The organism is Ralstonia sp. ASV6, from assembly GCF_016429285.1.
Classification (GTDB): domain Bacteria; phylum Pseudomonadota; class Gammaproteobacteria; order Burkholderiales; family Burkholderiaceae; genus Ralstonia; species Ralstonia flaminis.
The window spans coordinates 1-17,246 of the sequence record NZ_JAELUI010000014.1 but is presented as its reverse complement, the minus strand read 5'-3'; the positions used below and the strand labels follow the sequence as shown (position 1 = coordinate 17,246).

15 protein-coding genes are annotated in these 17,246 nt (G+C 64.3%); 13 read left to right on the top strand and 2 right to left on the bottom strand.

Features of this window, described 5'->3' with window-relative positions:
* Nucleotides 1–83: 83 nt before the first annotated feature.
* The 6 genes from JHD73_RS04120 to JHD73_RS04095 all read left to right on the top strand — a co-directional run bounded on the left by JHD73_RS04120 (nucleotide 84) and on the right by JHD73_RS04095 (nucleotide 7,800).
* Nucleotides 84–2,765 carry a PAS domain-containing protein gene (locus tag JHD73_RS04120; RefSeq protein ID WP_199028049.1) on the top strand — a complete coding sequence of 894 codons (2,682 nt, stop codon included), beginning with the start codon at nucleotides 84–86 and terminating at the stop codon, nucleotides 2,763–2,765.
* A 444-nt stretch (nucleotides 2,766–3,209) separates the two neighbouring features.
* Entirely contained in the window at nucleotides 3,210–4,370 is a 1,161-nt protein-coding gene (locus JHD73_RS04115; protein ID WP_199028047.1) for an ABC transporter substrate-binding protein, read from the top strand.
* A gap of 108 nt (nucleotides 4,371–4,478) precedes the next feature.
* On the top strand, nucleotides 4,479–5,360 hold the full coding sequence (locus JHD73_RS04110) for a branched-chain amino acid ABC transporter permease (protein WP_199028045.1): 882 nt from the start codon (nucleotides 4,479–4,481) through the stop codon (nucleotides 5,358–5,360).
* A 13-nt stretch (nucleotides 5,361–5,373) separates the two neighbouring features.
* Complete coding sequence (locus JHD73_RS04105; protein WP_199028043.1) at nucleotides 5,374–6,282, top strand: branched-chain amino acid ABC transporter permease; 909 nt, start codon at nucleotides 5,374–5,376, stop codon at nucleotides 6,280–6,282.
* A gap of 7 nt (nucleotides 6,283–6,289) precedes the next feature.
* Complete coding sequence (locus JHD73_RS04100) at nucleotides 6,290–7,069, top strand: ABC transporter ATP-binding protein (protein ID WP_199028041.1); 780 nt, start codon at nucleotides 6,290–6,292, stop codon at nucleotides 7,067–7,069.
* Nucleotides 7,066–7,800 (top strand): ABC transporter ATP-binding protein, encoded by a 735-nt coding sequence (locus tag JHD73_RS04095; protein ID WP_199028039.1) that lies wholly within the window; start codon nucleotides 7,066–7,068, stop codon nucleotides 7,798–7,800. Before JHD73_RS04100 ends, JHD73_RS04095 begins: the two co-directional genes overlap by 4 nt.
* A gap of 106 nt (nucleotides 7,801–7,906) precedes the next feature.
* Here the strand turns inward: JHD73_RS04095 and JHD73_RS04090 are convergent, their stop codons facing one another.
* On the bottom strand, nucleotides 7,907–8,779 hold the full coding sequence (locus JHD73_RS04090; RefSeq protein ID WP_199028120.1) for a LysR family transcriptional regulator: 873 nt from the start codon (nucleotides 8,777–8,779) through the stop codon (nucleotides 7,907–7,909).
* A gap of 198 nt (nucleotides 8,780–8,977) precedes the next feature.
* Here JHD73_RS04090 and JHD73_RS04085 point away from each other — a divergent pair, with 198 nt between their 5' ends.
* From JHD73_RS04085 to JHD73_RS04065, 5 genes are all read left to right on the top strand, one after another.
* A complete protein-coding gene (locus JHD73_RS04085) occupies nucleotides 8,978–9,976 on the top strand; it encodes a zinc-binding dehydrogenase (protein WP_199028037.1) in 999 nt (332 codons plus the stop codon).
* Between the two features lie 108 nt (nucleotides 9,977–10,084).
* A complete protein-coding gene (locus JHD73_RS04080; protein ID WP_199028035.1) occupies nucleotides 10,085–10,402 on the top strand; it encodes a YciI family protein in 318 nt (105 codons plus the stop codon).
* Nucleotides 10,403–10,463: 61 nt separating this feature from the next.
* On the top strand, nucleotides 10,464–11,870 hold the full coding sequence (locus tag JHD73_RS04075; RefSeq protein ID WP_199028118.1) for a ClcB-like voltage-gated chloride channel protein: 1,407 nt from the start codon (nucleotides 10,464–10,466) through the stop codon (nucleotides 11,868–11,870).
* Between the two features lie 326 nt (nucleotides 11,871–12,196).
* Entirely contained in the window at nucleotides 12,197–14,458 is a 2,262-nt protein-coding gene (locus tag JHD73_RS04070; RefSeq protein WP_199028033.1) for a TonB-dependent siderophore receptor, read from the top strand.
* Nucleotides 14,459–14,517: 59 nt separating this feature from the next.
* Nucleotides 14,518–15,204, top strand: coding sequence for a Fe2+-dependent dioxygenase (locus tag JHD73_RS04065; protein ID WP_199028031.1), 687 nt, complete (start codon nucleotides 14,518–14,520; stop codon nucleotides 15,202–15,204).
* 56 nt (nucleotides 15,205–15,260) lie between these two features.
* On the opposite strand, the gene JHD73_RS04060 is transcribed toward JHD73_RS04065, so the two are convergent.
* The gene (locus JHD73_RS04060; RefSeq protein ID WP_199028029.1) at nucleotides 15,261–15,407 is read right to left on the bottom strand and encodes a hypothetical protein; all 147 of its coding nucleotides are present in this window, start codon (nucleotides 15,405–15,407) and stop codon (nucleotides 15,261–15,263) included.
* Nucleotides 15,408–15,602: 195 nt separating this feature from the next.
* On the opposite strand from JHD73_RS04060, the gene pip reads away from it, so the two are divergent.
* Nucleotides 15,603–16,556: a prolyl aminopeptidase gene (gene pip, locus JHD73_RS04055; protein WP_199028027.1), complete on the top strand. Its 954-nt coding sequence runs from the start codon at nucleotides 15,603–15,605 to the stop codon at nucleotides 16,554–16,556.
* Between the two features lie 3 nt (nucleotides 16,557–16,559).
* A partial coding sequence (locus JHD73_RS04050) for a LysR family transcriptional regulator (RefSeq protein WP_199028025.1) occupies nucleotides 16,560–17,246 on the top strand: 687 nt, incomplete at its 3' end.

Sequence of the window (17,246 nt, the reverse complement as noted above, 5' to 3'; positions counted from 1 at the left end):
ACTGGCAACTCGACACCAGCCTGCGGGCATAGCACTATGGTGTGGGCTCCCTATCACTGTTGGCTGGCTACTGTTCCTGTCCAATGAAACTCACCCTGAAGTCGCAGGCGGCCATCATGGCGACCGTCATCAGCGTGACGGCGGTGAGCCTGTTTGGCTGGTCGCAGCGCGAGCCGATCCGCCGCGAGATGATGGCGCAGATCAAGGCGCAGCAAACCACGCTGGTGCGGGAATCCGCCGACGATCTCAAGCAGCGGCTCGATGCTTACCTGGGTGTGCTGGAGCGCACCGCGCAGCAGATGCATACGGTGCGATTCGAGACGCCGGAGCAGCGTACCCATTTCTTCGAGTCCATCCTGCCCACCAGCGGCCTGTTCAACGGCATGTTCCTGGCGTCGGCTGACGGCAAGGTCACGGCAACCTCGCCGTACCGCGAAGGCGTGATCGGCATCGATATCACTGACCGGGACTACTTCAAGCAGGTCATGGTGGTCGACCAGCCGACCATCTCCGAACCGCTGCACAACCGCGTGGGCGGTGAGCCCGTCATCATCCTGGCCGCCCCTGTGCACGACAAGGATGGCCGCCTCATCGGGCTGATCGGCGCAGCGCTGTACCTGCTTCAGCCGAACTTTCTGGGGGACCTGCGCGATATGCGCGTAGGCCGGACAGGCCATGTCTACCTGATCGAGCGCGGGGAGCACCCCGTCTACATCGTGCACCCCGATGCCGACAAGACGCTCGCACCGCTTGATGCCGATCCGGCCATTGCGGCGGCGTTTCGCAGTGATCTGGCCGCGCTGCCAGGGCCCGGCGGCGACGTCGTCACCACGCAAGACATCATCGCCACCGGCTGGACACTGGGTGCCGTGCTGCCTGGTGCCGAGGCCAACCGGCAACTCTTCATCATGCGTCAGCGCTTTCGCTGGTCACTCGTGCTGCTGGCTGCGCTGATTGGTGTATCGGTGTGGGCGGCGATGCTGTGGCTGCTGCGCCCGCTGGGCCGCTTGCATGCCGCCATGACGCAGCTCTCGCGCACCGATTTGCGTGACGCGCAGCCGCTGGCGTTGCCCAGTGCTTCGGCGGAAATCGAAGCGGTTTCCACCGCGTTCCACAAGCTGATGGGCGAGGTGACCCGCCAGCGCGCCGAGCTGGAAGCCGTGAACGACGCATCGCCGATGGGCCTGTTCCGTACCGATGCTGCTGGCCGCACGGTCTACGCCAACGAGGCGTATCGACAACTGCTTGGTGCCACGCATGAAGAGGCGCTGGCCGACGTGTGGCTGGCCCGCCTGCACCCGAACGACCGGGATGCCAGGGAAGCGGGCTGGCGCGATGCCGTCGCGCACGGTACCGGCTACAGCGCCGAGCAGCGCGTGATCGTGCCGAGCATTGGCGAGCGTCTGCTCGTGGTCAATACCGCGCCTGTGCGGGTAGATGGCAAAGTGGTCGGCCACGTCGGCGCAATGGAGGACATCACCGAACGCGCACGCGCCGAGCAGGCCTCGCGCGTGCTGACCAAGATTCTCGATTCCACCACCGACTTCGTCGCGCAGACCGACCTGCTCGGCAATGTCACCTACATCAACCCGGCTGGCCGGCGCTTTGCCGGCATCCCGCTGGAGGCCGACGTGCGTACCCTGACCGTTGGCGATTTCTATCCGCCGGAGACGCTGGATTGGCTGCGTGAAGTGGCCGTACCCGCCGCAGCGCGCGACGGCGTGTGGATTGGCGAGACCACCGTGCGTGGCGTCAACGGTGAGGTTGTGCCGATCAACCACATGATCATCGCGCACCGCAACCCGGGCGGCTGGATGGAACACTTCTCGTCCATCATGCGCGACATCACGCAGGACAGAGCCGCCAAGGAAGAGCTGCAGCGCAGCCGCGAAACACTGCAGACGGTGACGGATGCACTGCCCGCCCTGGTGTCCTTTGTCGACACGAATGAGCGCTTCCGCTTCCTGAATGCCGCCTACGAGAAGGCCTACGGACGGCCTGCCGCCACCATGCTCGGGCAGACCGTGCGCGAGGTGGTGGGCGAGGACGGCTACCGTAGCCTGTGTGACTCCCTGCGGCGCGCGCTGGCCGGCGAGACCGTCGTCTTCGAACGCGAATATCGCGGCCGTGACCTGTACCGCTGTGAAGAGGTCAGCTACCTGCCGCAGTTCGATGCACAGGGGAACGTGGCCGGCGTGCACGCTGTCACGCTCGACATCACCGAGCGCAAAAAGCAAGAGCTACGCTTGCGCGCGCTGACCACCACCGATCACCTGACAGGCCTGCTCAATCGCGCCGGCTTTGACGAGCGCTTGCTCGCCGCGCTGGATCAGGCGCGTGTGGCTGACACCGTGGGTGCGCTGCTGCTGCTGGATCTTGACGGTTTCAAGGCGGTCAACGATACGCACGGCCACTCCGTGGGCGATGCACTGCTGCGCGCCTTCGCGCAGCGCCTGGCGCGCGCCGTGCGGCCGTATGACGGCGTAGCGCGCTTTGGCGGCGATGAGTTTGCCGTGGTGCTGGAGCAGCTCCCGCACCTGGACGATGCCAAGACTGTCGCGCGCAATGTCCTTGCTGCGTGCAACAAGCCGTTTCGCCTGGGCGAGATCACCGTGCAGATTGGCAGCAGCATCGGCCTGGCGGGTTTTGATGGCCGGACGCTGGCGCAGAGCGTGGTCTTCGAGGCCGCCGATGAGGCGTTGTACGAAGCCAAGTCGCGCGGCAAAGGCCTGTTTGTGAGCGCGGACGAGCTTTCGGCGGGCTGATTTCGCGCTGCCGCACAGCACGCAGAAACGGGTACGCTCGATGGCGTTTTGGCGCTGCTGTGCGGTCAATGCTGCATCACAACATCCGCTCCCCAGGCTGGGCGGCGGACAATCCCCTATCGCACGGTCGTGCGCTTTCCGGTAAAGTCCCGCGACTGACTGCGCGTGCCGGCCACCCTGGCGCGCCGCACAAGAGCGCTGTACCCATGGCGCCTTCGCTTCACACTCCGACGCACTCCGATGCGCGCATGCCCGATCCGGCATCGCTCGTCGGGCAGGTCTCTTGCGGTCTCGCCAACACTGTCTTGTGACGCGAAACCCGGGCAGACACGCGGCCGGACGCGATGCAGGGCGCATGCGGGGGAGCGACGGTGTTGGGCCAGCGCATCTTCGAGACGAATCGCATTCACGCAATCGCGACGGACAAACAAGGAGCAGGTTCGCATGCAAAAAATGATCAAACGGCTGCTGTTGACGGCAGTGGCTGCGGGGGCGGCAATCGCAACGGGCGCAGCATCGGCAGCCCAGGACATCAAGATCGGCGTGGCTGAAGCACTGTCGGGCGGCGCAGCCCAGTACGGCGTGGCCATCCGCAATGGCTTCCAGCTGGCGGCTGACGAGATCAACGCCGCCGGTGGCGTCAACGGCAGCAAGATCGCGCTGGTAATCGAAGATGAGCAGGGCAAGAAGGAAGAGGCCATCAACGTCTTCAAGAAGCTGATCTTCCAGGACAAGGTGGCAATGGTGTTTGGCCCCACGCTGTCCAACTCTGCGCAGGCGGCTGACCCGATCGCGCAGGCCGCCAAGACGGTGGCCTTCGGCACTTCCAACACGGCAGACGGCATCACCAGCATTGGCGATTACGTCTTCCGCAACTCCGTGACCGAAGCCGACGTGCTGCCGGCCACCATCCAGACCGTGGTGAAGAAGGCTGGCGTGAAGAAGGTTGCCGTGCTGTACGGCAACGACGACGTCTTCACCAAGAGCGGCTACGACAACTTCAAGAAAGCGCTTGAAGACCTGAAGATTCCGGTCACGACCACCGAGACCTTTGCCAAGGGCGACGTGGACTTCAAGGCCCAGCTCACCAAGATCAAGGCAACCAACCCAGATGCGATCGTGCTGTCAGCACTGATTGCTGAGGGTGGTCCGATCATGGTGCAGGCTCGCCAACTCGGCTTGAACGTGCCGGTCATTGGCGGCAACGGCATGAACTCGGTCAAGGTGTTCGACCTGGCCAAGGACAAGTCCGATGGCCTGTGGGTGGGCAGCCCGTGGTCGATCGAGAACCACACGCCGGAGAACACCAAGTTCATCACCGCTTACACCGCCAAGTACAAGGCTGCGCCGGACCAGTTCGCAGCGCAGGCGTATGACGCGATGTACATCGCGGCTGCAGCGCTGAAGACGGTCAAGTTCAGCGGCAACCTGGAAGCGGATCGCAAGGCCGTTCGCGATGCGCTGCCGGCAGTCAAGCACACGGGTGCGACCGGTGCGTTTGCGTTCCGCCAGGTGACGGCACGCGGCAAGCCGGCCGGTTATGACGCTGTGCAGACCCCGATCGTGAGCGTGACCAAGTCGGGCAAGTACACGATCGAGAAGTAATCTTCGGTTCTCCTGGAGACCGAACAAGCGGGGCGTAGCTAAACCTACGCCCCATCGCTTTTTTGTGGCACGCGGGGCAACCTCGGCCACCCCTTCATCTGACTCATCATGCTGGAACAGCAACTCGTCAATGCGCTGTCGCTCGGTTGCGTGTATGCGTTGTTCGCCCTGGGATTCACGCTGGTTTTCGGCATCCTGGGCGTAATCAACCTGTCGCACGGCGCGGTGTTCATGCTGGGTGCCTATGCGGCGCTGCAGGTTGTGACGCACTTTACATTGCCGCTATGGGCGGCGCTGGCCGTCGGCTTTATCGTGAGCGGCGTGGCCGGGCTCATCATCGATGTGCTGCTGCTGCGCCCGCTGCGCCGCCGCAACGCGCCTCACCTGATCCCGATGATCGCCACCATCGGCGCGGGCATTGCCATCAACAACGCCATGCAAGGCGTGTTTGGCGCGGAGAACATGCGCTTTCCGGCCGGGCTCGTGTCGGATGCCTCGCTGGACCTCGGCGGTATCCACCTCACGCCGCTGGAGCTGGGCATCATCGTGTTGTCGTTTGTGCTGATGGCGGCGCTCATGCTGCTGCTCAAGCGCACGCAATTGGGCCGTGCGCTTCGCGCGATTGCAGAGTCGCCCAAGGCGGCGGCGCTGCTGGGCATTAACGTGGAAGGCCTGTTCCTGCTGACCTCGTTTGCGGCGGCCGCGCTGGGCGGATTGTCGGGTGTGCTGATCGGCCTGTACTCCAACGCGGTGTTCCCACTGATGGGCCAGCCGATGCTGCACAAGGGCATCGCGGTCATCATCCTGGGCGGCTTGGGCGATATTCGCGGCGCGATGCTGGGCGGGCTGTTCCTCGGGTTTGCCGAGGTGCTGTCGGTGGCCTACATCGGCTCGACCATGCGTGATGCGGTGGCGTTCGGTCTGCTGTTCCTGATCCTGCTGGTGCGGCCGCAAGGGCTGTTCGGCAAGGTGCTGGAACGCAAGGCATAAGGAGGCCGACGACATGGAATGGTTCGACAATTTCTGGTCGGTCTACAGCAACCTGGTGCTGACGCTCGGCATCAACGCGCTGCTGGCGCTGTCCATCTATCTCACGCTGTCGTGCGGCTTGCTGGCGATGGCGAATGCGGCCTTCATGGGCATTGGCGCCTATACGGCGGCGCTGCTGACGATGAATGCGGAGATGCCGTTTTCGGTGGCACTGCTGGGCGGTATGGTGGCGCCGGCTGTGGTGGCGATCGTCATCGGTCGGCCGACGCTGCGCCTGTCTGGTGTGTACCTCGCCATGGCGACGCTGGGCTTTGGTGAAGTGGTGCGCGTGCTGATCCTGAACACCGAAGACTGGACCGGCGGCGCGCTGGGCCTGAACGGCATTCCGCAGCTCACGCAGTGGTGGCACGTGGCGCTGGCCGTGTTGCTGACGCTGTTCGTGCTCGCGCGCATGCGCCGCTCGAAGGTGGGCCGCGCGTTCGAGGCCATCAAGGAAGATGAGACCGCCGCCGGCCTGATGGGCATTAACGTGGCAGGCACCAAGCTGCTGGCGTTCACGCTGGGCGCGGCCATCGCCGGGCTGGCGGGCGCGCTCAATGCGCACCTGACGTTCTTCATCGGCCCGAACGAATTCGGCTTCGACCGCGGCGTGGAAATCCTCACGATGACCATCCTGGGCGGCACCAATGGCCTGACTGGTCCAGTCCTCGGCAGCCTGATCCTCTCGCTGCTGCCGGAACTGTTGCGTGCGTTCAAGGATTTCCGCCTGGTTGTCAACGGCGTGATCCTGATGGTGATCGTGTTGTTCTTGCCGAAGGGCATTTGGGACCCGGCGCGTTTCGCGCGCTGGTTTGGCATCAAGCGCGGTGGCACGATGCCGAGTACCGGTGACACCCGGGCTGCTTCCAACGAATCGCGCTGAGGCCGCCATGCTGAAACTTGCATCGATTTCCAAAAGCTTTGGCGGCTTGTCGGTTCTGCAGGACGTCAATATTGAAGTGCCGCAGGGCAGCATCTTCGGCCTGATCGGCCCGAACGGGGCTGGCAAGACGACAGTGTTCAATTTGATCACCGGCCTGCTTGCACCGACCGGTGGTTCGCTCACCTTCAACGGCGAAAACCTCGTCGGCAAGAAGCCGCACCAGATCACGCAGATGGGCATTGCCCGCACGTTCCAGAACATCCGCATCTTCAAGGAGATGACGCTGCTGGAGAACGTGGTGGTCGGTATGCACCGGCATCTGGATTACGGCGCGCCGGGGCTGCTGCTCTCGCTGCCCAAGTACCGCGCCGCCGAGCGCCGCGCGCGCGACCGTGCGCTGGAGCTGCTCTCGTGGGTCAAGCTCGACCACAAGGCGCACGATATTGCTGACAACCTCTCATACGGCGACCAGCGCAAGCTTGAACTCGCGCGTGCGCTGGCGACCGAGCCCAAGCTGCTGCTGCTCGACGAGCCCGTCGCCGGCATGAACACCGGCGAGAAGGTCGACCTGATGGCCGAGATAGAGAACATCAAGGCGCGCGGCTACACGATCTTCATGATCGAGCACGACATGCGCTTCGTGATGGGCCTGTGTGAACGCATTGCGGTGCTGAACTTCGGCCGCATCATCGCCGAAGGGCCGCCGGAGGCGATTCGCAACAACCCGCAAGTCATCGAGGCCTATCTGGGCCGTGACGATGATGATGCTGAGGAGGCAACGGCATGACCACGCTGCTGGAAGTCAAAGGGCTGGACGTGTCGTACGGGCACATTGCAGCCGTCAAGGGCATCGACTTTGCGCTCAAGACTGGCGAGATCACCTCGCTGGTGGGTGCCAACGGTGCAGGCAAGTCGACCACGCTGCTGGCGCTGTCGGGGCTGATTCCGAGATCGCAGGGCGAGGTGCGCGGCCAGATCCTGTTCGAGGGCGAAGACGTCTCGCAGTGGTCGCCCCACAAGCGCGTGCAGCGCGGCCTCGTGCAGGTGGCCGAGGGCCGCGCCACGCTGACCACCATGACGGTGCGCGAGAACCTGGAGCTGGGCGCGTACACACGAAACGCGCGCAAGGACCGCGCCCAGATTGCCTCCGACCTGGAGCGCGTGTTCCACCTGTTCCCGCGCCTGAAGGAGCGCATCGATGGGCTGGCCGGCAACCTGTCGGGCGGCGAGCAGCAGATGCTCGCCATCGGCCGTGCGTTGATGGCCCGCCCGCGCGTACTGCTGCTCGATGAACCGTCAATGGGCCTGGCGCCGATCATCGTGCAGGAGATCTTCCGCATCCTGCGCACCATCAACGCTGAAGGGCTGACGATCTTCCTGGTGGAGCAGAACGTGCGGCAGGCGCTGAAGATCGCACAGCATGGCTATGTGCTGGAGACCGGCCAGATTGTGCTGGCCGACAGCGGGAAAAACCTGCTGGGCAATCCGCGCGTGCTCGAAGCCTACCTGGGCGGCTGAGCCTGTAAAAGACAACCGGCACCCTCTCTTGGTGCCGGTTTTTTATCCCAAAGCGTACCCGTTTCTGCGTACGCCTCCACTAAAGCGTACCTGTTTCTGCGTACGTTCAATGCCCCGCTAAAACGTGCCGCTGTGCGTCGAATAACGCGATCAGCGCATCGGCCACCGCCCGCACGCGCGGGGAGCGGCGCACATCGGGGTGGATCGCCAACCAGATTTCCCGGTGCAGTGCGGGGTGGTCGACCGGCAATCGGCGCAAAAGCGTACCCGTTTCTGCGGGTGCGCCCAGGAAGTGCGGAAGCGCTGCCACACCCAGTCCGGCGAGTGCTGCCTGGTGGATTGCCGCCAGATCGCTACAACGCAGGACCACGCGGCGTTCGCCTGCGTACTCATCCAGCCAGCGTTGCTGCGGCACGTGGCGCAGGCGCTCGTCATAGCCGATGAACTCCCATTCCGCTTCGGGTTGCGCCAGTACCTCAGGCATTGCATACAGCCCATAGCCGAGATCGCCTAGCGGCCGCGTGGCCAGCGTGGATGCAGTCGGGCGCGACAGCCGGATGGCGAGATCGGCCTCGTGTGCCATCAGGTTGGCGTTGCGCGTCTCGCCCAGCAAGACCAGGCTGATGCCCGGCCACTGGCGGTGCAGCGCGGCCAAGTGCGGTGCAATGAAGTGGCTCGCGATGGTGGGTGGCGCCGAGATGCGCACCGTCCCGCGCAGGCTGCCCGCACCCGCCGCTGCGCGGGCGAAGCCGGCGGCCTCCTGCTCCATGCGCTCGGCGCGCTCGGCCAGCGCACTGCCCTCGGCGGTCAGGCGCCAGCCGCGTGGCAGGCGGTCGAACAACCGCACGCCCAGCGATTGCTCCAGCGCATCGGCACGCCGCGCCACAGTGGTGTGCTCCACCGCCAGCCGCCGCGCTGCGGCCGACAGGCTGCCCTCACGCGCCAGCACAAGGAAGTAGCGCACGTCATCCCACTGCAAGGAGGAAGAAGGTTCGGCCACTACCGCGCTTGTGAGCACGCGTTTCGGTCGATCCGGGCTTTTTTGCACAGAAGATGCTCAGTTTTTGAGAATTCCCGGGCGATTCTGAACGGAATACGCTTGTTTCACAACATGACGGCAGCAATACCCATCGTCATGAAACTGAAAAGCGTACCCATTTCTGCGAGGACATTTGTCATGCATGCCAAGGTCATTCAACTTCGTGAACCCGCTTCTGCATTGGGTTTGCAGCCCGCCAGCCTGATGCTTTCACCACCTGCACCCAATGCACTGACGGTGCGCCACACCGCCATCGGTGTGAACTTTGTTGACGTATATCACCGTGCCGGGCTGTACCCGGTGCCGGCGTTTCCCGCGGTGTTGGGAGTGGAAGGCGTCGGGGTGGTGGAAGCACTGGGGTCGGACGTGCGCGGCTTTGTGGTCGGCCAGCGTGTGGCCTGGGCCGGGCTGATGGACGGCGCGCCCGGCGGTTATGCAAGCCATCGCAACATTCCTGCGGAGCGCGCGATTGCGCTGCCGGATGCGCTGGACGACGAAACCGTCGCCGCTACGCTACTGCGCGGCATCACCGCGCACATGCTGCTGTCTCGGGTACGCCGGGTACAGGCGGGCGACACGGTACTCGTGCATGCGGCAGCCGGTGGCCTGGGCCTGCTGCTGGTGCAGTGGGCGAAGCGCCTGGGTGCGCGCGTGATCGGTACAGTCGGCAGCGAGGCCAAGGCGGCCACCGCACTCGGCCATGGCGCAGACCACGTCGTGCTGTACCGTCAGCAGGACGTGCGTGAAGCCGTGCTGCAATTGACCGATGGTGATGGCGTCGATTACGCCATTGACGGTGTAGGCGGGGCGATGTTGCAAACGTCTCTGTCAGTGACGCGGCCATTCGGCATGGTGGCGAGCATCGGCCAGGCGAGCGATGTCGGCAATACGCAAACGCACACTCTTGACCTCTCTGAGTTGGGGCCATCGCGTTCCATTGCGCTGGCGCGGCCGGGCGTGTTCCGCTACATGGCGGATCTCTCGCGCTACCGCGCCGGTGCGCAGGCCGCGTTGCAACGCATGCTCGAAGGCGTGCACGTGCCGGTGGGCGGTACCTATGCGCTTGAAGAGGCGGCCACTGCGCACGCGGCGCTGGAGGCCGGCCAAACCTCTGGAGCATTGCTGCTGCGACCATGACCGTACCCATTTCTGCGGCGTACCCGTTTCTGCGAGGTGCTCGGCAGTGTGGTGCCTCGCGGCGCGTCGTATTACCCCCTTCACGCATCATGCACAAGGAGTCCTCCCATGCTGTACCTGATTCTTTTCGCCTATCGCGCACCGTTGTCCGAGATGGACCGCGTGCTGCCCGCCCATCGCCAACACCTGGACACGCACTACGCGAGCGGGCACTTCCTGATGTCCGGACCACTCTTCCCGCGCGAAGGCGGCGCCATCCTCGCGCGCGCCGCGTCACGTGAGGAGATCGATGCCATCGTGGCGCGCGATCCTTTTGTGCTGGAACACCTGGCCGATGTACGCGTCATGGCATGGAGCCCGAACCGGCGCGTGGCTGGCTTGCCGCAAGCGTGGTTTGTTGATGGCGCCGTGCATACGCCGGCGTAATCCCTGCGCAACTCGCCCGCTATCATGATGGTCTGCCGTTTACGGGGCCGTCATGACCCACATTCCGGATACACCAACGCCATCGCCCACCCCATCACCGCGCCCAGCGTGGTGGCAGCGCGTGGTCGCGCGGTTGCCGTTCGGCAGCGAACATCTGGTGTTTGTCTACGCTGCCGTGATCGGCTGCGCGGGCGCCTTGTCGACGATTCTGTTTCGCGAGTGCCTGCGCCAGCTGCAGTGGTGGCTCTCCGGCACCGATCAGGGGCTGGTGGCCACGGCCCGCGCACTGCCGTGGTGGGCGCGCCTGCTGGTGCCGGCCATCGGCGGCGTGCTGGCGGGGCTTACGCTGCAGGTCGGGCTGAAGTGGATTCCACGCAAGGGCTCGGAAGACTATATGGAAGCCATCGCTGTGGGCGACGGCGTGTTGAGCGCGCGGCAGAGCTTGGTACGCAGTGCGTCGTCGCTGTGTTCGGTGGCCAGTGGTGCGTCCATCGGGCGGGAAGGGCCGATGGTGCAACTGGCGGCGATGTGCGGTTCGCTGCTGGGGCGCGTGCTGAGGCGCGGGTTTGGGCACATCAGACCGGTCTCAGTCGAGCAACTGCGTCTGCTGGTTGCGTGTGGGGCGGCAGCTGGTATCACCTCCGCCTACAACGCGCCGATCTCAGGCGCCGTGTTCGTGAGCGAGATCGTCTTCGGGGTCATCACCACGGCCACGCTGGGGCCGCTGCTGGTGTCGGCCGTGACCGCCGACATCGTGTTGCGCCAGTTCTTCGGGTACGGCGCGGTCTACGAGATGCCGCATTTCGATTTCGTGTCTGGCTGGGAAGTGCTGACCTATCTGGGGCTCGGCCTGGCGGCAGGCATGGCGGGGCCGCTGCTGTTGGGGCTGATTGACCGCGCACGTGATGCCTTTGCCCGTACCAAGTTGCCGCTGACGTTGCGGTTGGCACTGGGTGGGCTGATCGTTGGTGCGCTGTCGACGCAATTGCCTGAGGTCTGGGGCAACGGCTACAGCGTGGTCAACAGCTTCCTGCACCAGCCGTGGCTGTGGCAGACCGTGGCGCTGGTGCTGATCTGCAAGGTCGTGGCGACGGCGGCCAGCGCGGGTTCGGGCGCAGTTGGCGGTGTGTTCACGCCCACGCTGTTCTGTGGTGCGGCGCTGGGCTTGCTGTACGGCACAGGCATGCACGCGCTGCTGCCGGGAGCGGCGCCGGTTCCGATCAGCTATGCGGTGGTCGGTATGGGCGCGTTGCTGGCGGCCACCACGCATGCACCGCTCATGTCGATCCTGATGATCTTTGAGATGACGCTGTCGTACCAAGTGGTGCTGCCGCTCATGCTGGCGTGCATCACCGGCTACGTGACTGCGCATGCGGCGGGTGCGCCGTCGGTGTATGCGCGGGCGCTGGCGCAGAACAAAAAGGAAGCGCACGAGGATGCGGGTGAGGGTGCCCAGCCCTTGCCGTAGTCCCCGGCTTCGAGCGGTACGCAGAAATAGGTACGCTCCGCCGATTTCTGCGTCGCTCGCGAACCCAGACACGCTTTCCACACGGCAACAAGCGTGTTTTCTCAGCAAAACCCAAGCAAAAGCGATCTTTGGATCGCTTTATGGTGTGCGTTTTCAGGAACTTTTCATAGAAAATGTGATAATTGATTGCTGTTGCGAATCATTATCATTTATATTTGCGTCCGCATTTCGTAGTGCGCTCTTGTGCACGGCGGCACGGGCGCAGGAGGGCGTTCCGCAGCGGCTGGCATCCAGAAGGAAGGGCGCCGCCCGGAGAAACCACCCAGATGAACCGCCCCAATCGCCTGAACCCCAGGCCCGTCGCCAGCGCCCTGCTGGCTTTGTTTGCCACGCCTGCCGTCGCACTCGCTCAGCAAGCCGCATCCACTCCTGTCGTTGCCAACAGCGCCGCCACTGCCACGGCTACGCTGCCCGAGGCCGTGGTCAAGGCCACCGCCCCGCGTGATGACTACAACGCCGCCAAAAGTTCGATCTCCAAGCTGCCCGAGAACCTGCGCGACATTCCGCAGTCGGTGACGGTGGTGCCCAAGGCACTGACCGATGCGCAGGGCGCCAGCTCGCTGGCCGATGCGCTGCGCAATGTGCCGGGCATCACCATCGGCGCGGCTGAGGGCGGGCAGATCGGCAACAACATCAACCTGAACGGTTTTTCGGCGCGCACCGACATCTACCTGGATGGCTTTCGCGATCGCGGCCAGTACTACCGTGATCTGTTCGCCCTCGATTCGGTGGAAGTGCTGATGGGCCCGTCGTCGATGCTGTTCGGGCGGGGTTCAACCGGCGGCGTCATCAACCAGGTGACGAAGAAGCCGTCGCTGAAGGCGGCCACGGAAATCACCGGCTCGGTTACCACCAATGGCCTGGTGCGTACCACGGTAGATGTCAACACGCCGACGTCCGATACGTCTGCCTTCCGCATGGCTGCCATGGCGCAGAACGGCAAGACCAGCACCCGCGACGAGATGACGGCGCAGGACTTCGGCATTGCGCCGTCGTGGCGCTTCGGCATCGGCACGCCCACCGAGGTGACCCTCTCCGCGCTGCTGCAGCACAACCGCGACATGCCTGACTACGGTGTGCCGAACCTCAACGGCCACCCGGTCAACGTTGATCCGAAGACGTACTACGGCTTCACGGACGACCGCACCACGCAGGACGTGGCTGCATTTTCGGCCAATATCGACCACAAGTTCTCGCCCAACCTGCGCTTGCGCAACCAGACGCAGTTCAACTACGTGCAGACCGATGCGCGCGAGACGGCGCCCAATGCGGTTGGCACGGTGAGCCCGACGGGCGTGTTCACGGCGCTGACCAACAGCAATCTGCCGCTGTCTGCGTTGTCGGTACGCCTGCAAAGCCACGACCGTCGCATCCGTGACTACTCGCTGTTCAACCAGACCGAGCTGACGGCCAAGTTCGATACGGGCTCAGTCAAACACACGCTGCTGGTGGGCACCGAGTTCGGCCACGATGGCTACGACAACCAGAACTACTATCGCAACGGCTCGTGCAACGGCACGCCGCTGGTGCAGTCGAGCATGACGAGCGGGTTTGTGTCGTGCGAGCCGCTGGTGAGCCCGAGCTATACGAACTCGCCGTCGAATGCGCCGTCCATGCTGGGCAACGTGCAGGGTGGTTCTGCCAACACGGTGGCGGCGTACTTCAACGATTCGATCGAGTTCACCAAGCAGTGGAAGGCGGTGGCGGGTCTGCGCTATGACCGCTACATCGCCAGCATTTCGAACTCGCTGAACGCGGCCAACACGCCGGCATCGGCCAAGATCACCGCGCTACCGTATGCGCAGCAGACGGTGAACTTCGTCAGCACGCGCCTGGGTGGCATCTGGCAGCCGACGGACTGGCAGTCGTACTACGTGTCGTACGGCACCTCGTTCAACCCGTCATTGGAGCAACTGGTGGGTACGACGGGTCAGCAGAATCTGGACCCGGAGAAGAACAAATCGTATGAAGCCGGCGGCAAATGGGATTTGCTCAATGGCGACTTGTCGGTGTCGTCGGCGGTGTTCCAGATCACCAAGGACAACGCGCGCACGCAAATCGACAGCACGACGTACACCTCTGCCGGCAAGATTCGCGTGCGCGGCGCGCGCCTGGGTGCCACGGGCCACGTGACCGACAAGCTGCAGATCTTCGCGGGCTACACGTACCTGGATGCGGAGATCGTCAACGGTATCGCCGCGGGCACGCAGGGCATGGCGCCGGCCAACACACCCAAGCATGCCGCTACGGTGTGGACGAGCTACACCTTCATGCCGAACTGGGAAGTGGGTGCGGGCGCGTTCTACATGTCGCAGCGCTACGCCAACAACACCGACACCGTGCAGGTGGGCGGCTTCGTGCGCTGGGATGCGATGCTGGCCTACCACCAGCCCAAGTACGACGTGCGCCTGAACGTGTTCAACCTGTTCAACAAGACGTATTACGATGCGCTGATTCCGTCCGATGGCGGTCGCGCCGTGCCGGGTACCGGCCGCGCGGCGATGCTGTCGGTGGTGTATCGCATGTAACGGCTTGGAGGGATGGACCTTCAGGCCCCGTCCCTCACCGCTTGATTGGCGCACGCACCATGCTTGTCTGTATTCCCAACGTCTTCAACGCCGCGCAGGTGGCTGCGCTGCGCGAGCTGCTCGACAACGCGGGCGATGCCTGGGTGGATGGCCGCGTGTCGGCCGGCTATTCAGGGGCGCCGGTCAAGAACAACCAGCAGATTGATGAGCGCGCCGAAGTCGCCCTGCAGTGCCAGCAGCTCATTCTGAGCGTGCTGGAGCGGCACCCGCGCTTCATCAGCGCAGCGTTGCCGAACGTAGTGTACCCGCCAATGTTCAACCGCTACGGCGAGGGCATGACCTTCGGCGCGCACGTGGATGGCAGCGTGCGCATCCACCCGCACAACGGTGCCAAGCTGCGCACGGACATCTCGGCCACGCTGTTTCTGTCAGACCCGGCCAGCTACGACGGCGGCGAGCTGCAGATCGAAGACACCTACGGCATGCACAGCATCAAGCTCAATGCCGGCGACTTGGTGATCTACCCGGCCACGAGCCTGCATCAGGTCACACCCATCACACGCGGCGTGCGCGTGGCGAGCTTCTTCTGGATCCAAAGCCTGATTCGCGATGACGCGCAGCGCGCCATGCTGTTCGACCTGGACAACGCGATCCAGACGCTTAACCAGACTGACGCGGATGCCACCGCGCGCCGCACGCTGATCGGCGTGTATCACAACCTGATGCGGCAGTGGACTGAGACCTGAGCTGAGGGGCTCGCGTCACATCCTAAGAATGGTGCGGCGCAAAAACGCAAGCGGGCTTAGCGGCCCGAACGGCGATACAGCTCGGCCATCATGCCGCAGCTTTCCACGTGCAGCGCGATGGCGCGCGAGGCTTCACGGCGCAGGATTTGCCAGAAGCGAGCAAGGCGGGACGTGGGGGCGGCGTTGAGTGCGGCGGCTTTCATGGCGATTCCTTTCTGAGCGATAACCTAGGGATTACCCTGATGTTAGTCGCAATATTGCGACGCAGCAAATTCATGGCCGGCGATGTGGCCCGGTCACCACAGCAATGTGATTGAGTCGCCGCTGGCCAAGCCCGGCGCGTCCGCAACCGGGACAGCGCTACACTCGTGCGTCACTCACAGCCATCCTGACCGACCATGTCTGCACTGCGCACGCTGTATCCGCCCATCGAACCGTACGAAACCGGCATGCTCGATGTGGGCGATGGCCACACCATCTACTACGAGCGCGTCGGCACGCCCGGTGCCAAGCCAGCGGTGTTTCTGCACGGCGGGCCGGGCGGCGGCATCTCGGCCGACCACCGCCGCCTGTTTGACCCGGCACGCTATGACGTGATGCTGTTTGACCAGCGCGGCTGCGGGCGCTCGACCCCACATGCGGGGTTGGAGGCCAACACCACCTGGCATCTTGTAGATGACATTGAGCGCCTGCGTGCCATTGCCGGTGCGGAGCGCTGGCTCGTGTTCGGCGGCTCCTGGGGCTCAACGCTGGCGCTGGCCTACGCGCAGAAGCATCCCGAATGTGTGAGCGCGCTGGTGCTGCGCGGCATCTACACCGTTACGCAGGCAGAGCTGCGCTGGTACTACCAGTTCGGCGTGTCGGAGATGTTCCCCGAGAAATGGGTACGCTTTCAGGCGCCCATCCCCGAGGCGGAGCGTGACAACATGATTGCCGCCTACCGCAAGGTGCTTACCGGCGACGACGTCGCCAAGCAGATCGAAGCCGCCCGCGCCTGGAGCGTCTGGGAAGGCGAGACCATCACGCTGCTGCCTGACCCGAGCAACAGCGCCAAGCACGCCGACGACCATTTCGCGCTGGCTTTCGCACGGCTGGAGAACCACTATTTCACCCACCAGTGCTGGCTGGAGGAAGGGCAGTTGCTGCGCGAGGCGCACAAGCTGGCCGGCATTCCAGGTGTGATCGTGCACGGCCGCTACGACATGCCGTGTCCGGTGCGCTACGCGTATGCGCTGCACCAGGCGTGGCCCGACGCGGATTTCCACCTGATCGAAGGCGCGGGTCATGCATGGAGCGAACCCGGCATCCTCGATCAGCTTGTTGCCGCTACCGATCGCTTTGCCGGCAAGTAAGCCATGACCGACTCCGCCGATCTACGCTTCCTGCTGGCCATCCAGGAAAACGGCAGCCTGGTTGCCACGGCGCGGGCGTTGGGCCTGACGCCATCGGCGGTGTCGCAGCGCTTGCAGCAGTTGGAAAAGAAACTGGGCGTGCGGCTTGTTGACCGCACCGCGCGCAGCCTGCGCTTTACGCAAGAGGGTGCACTGCTGTGCGAGCGCGGTGCGGAACTGATCCGGCAGCTCGATGCGTTGTCGGAGGATCTGCAAACGCGCCAGGGTGGCCTGGTGGGGACGCTCAAGGTCAATGCGCCGCTGGGTTTCGGGCGGCGCTATATCGCACCGGTCATCAGCGACTTTCAGCAGGAGCATCCCGACGTCGACATCGAACTGACGCTCTCCGATGCCCCATTGACGGAAGCCGCTGAGCGCTTTGATGTGGTCGTCCATATCGGTGCGCTGCAGGTGTCCAACCTGGTGGGCTACGCGATTGCGCCGAATGCGCGGTTGCTTTGTGCGTCGCCCGCGTTCATCAAGCGCCATGGCTTGCCCGAGACGCCCGACGATCTCGCCGCGCTGCCCTGCATCGTGCTGCGCGAGAACAAGGAAGATATGTCGCTCTGGCATTTCGGCAAGGGCCGGACGAGTCGTAGCGTGCGCGTGCAAGCCAAGCTGATCTGCAATGACGGCGACGTGATCCGCCGC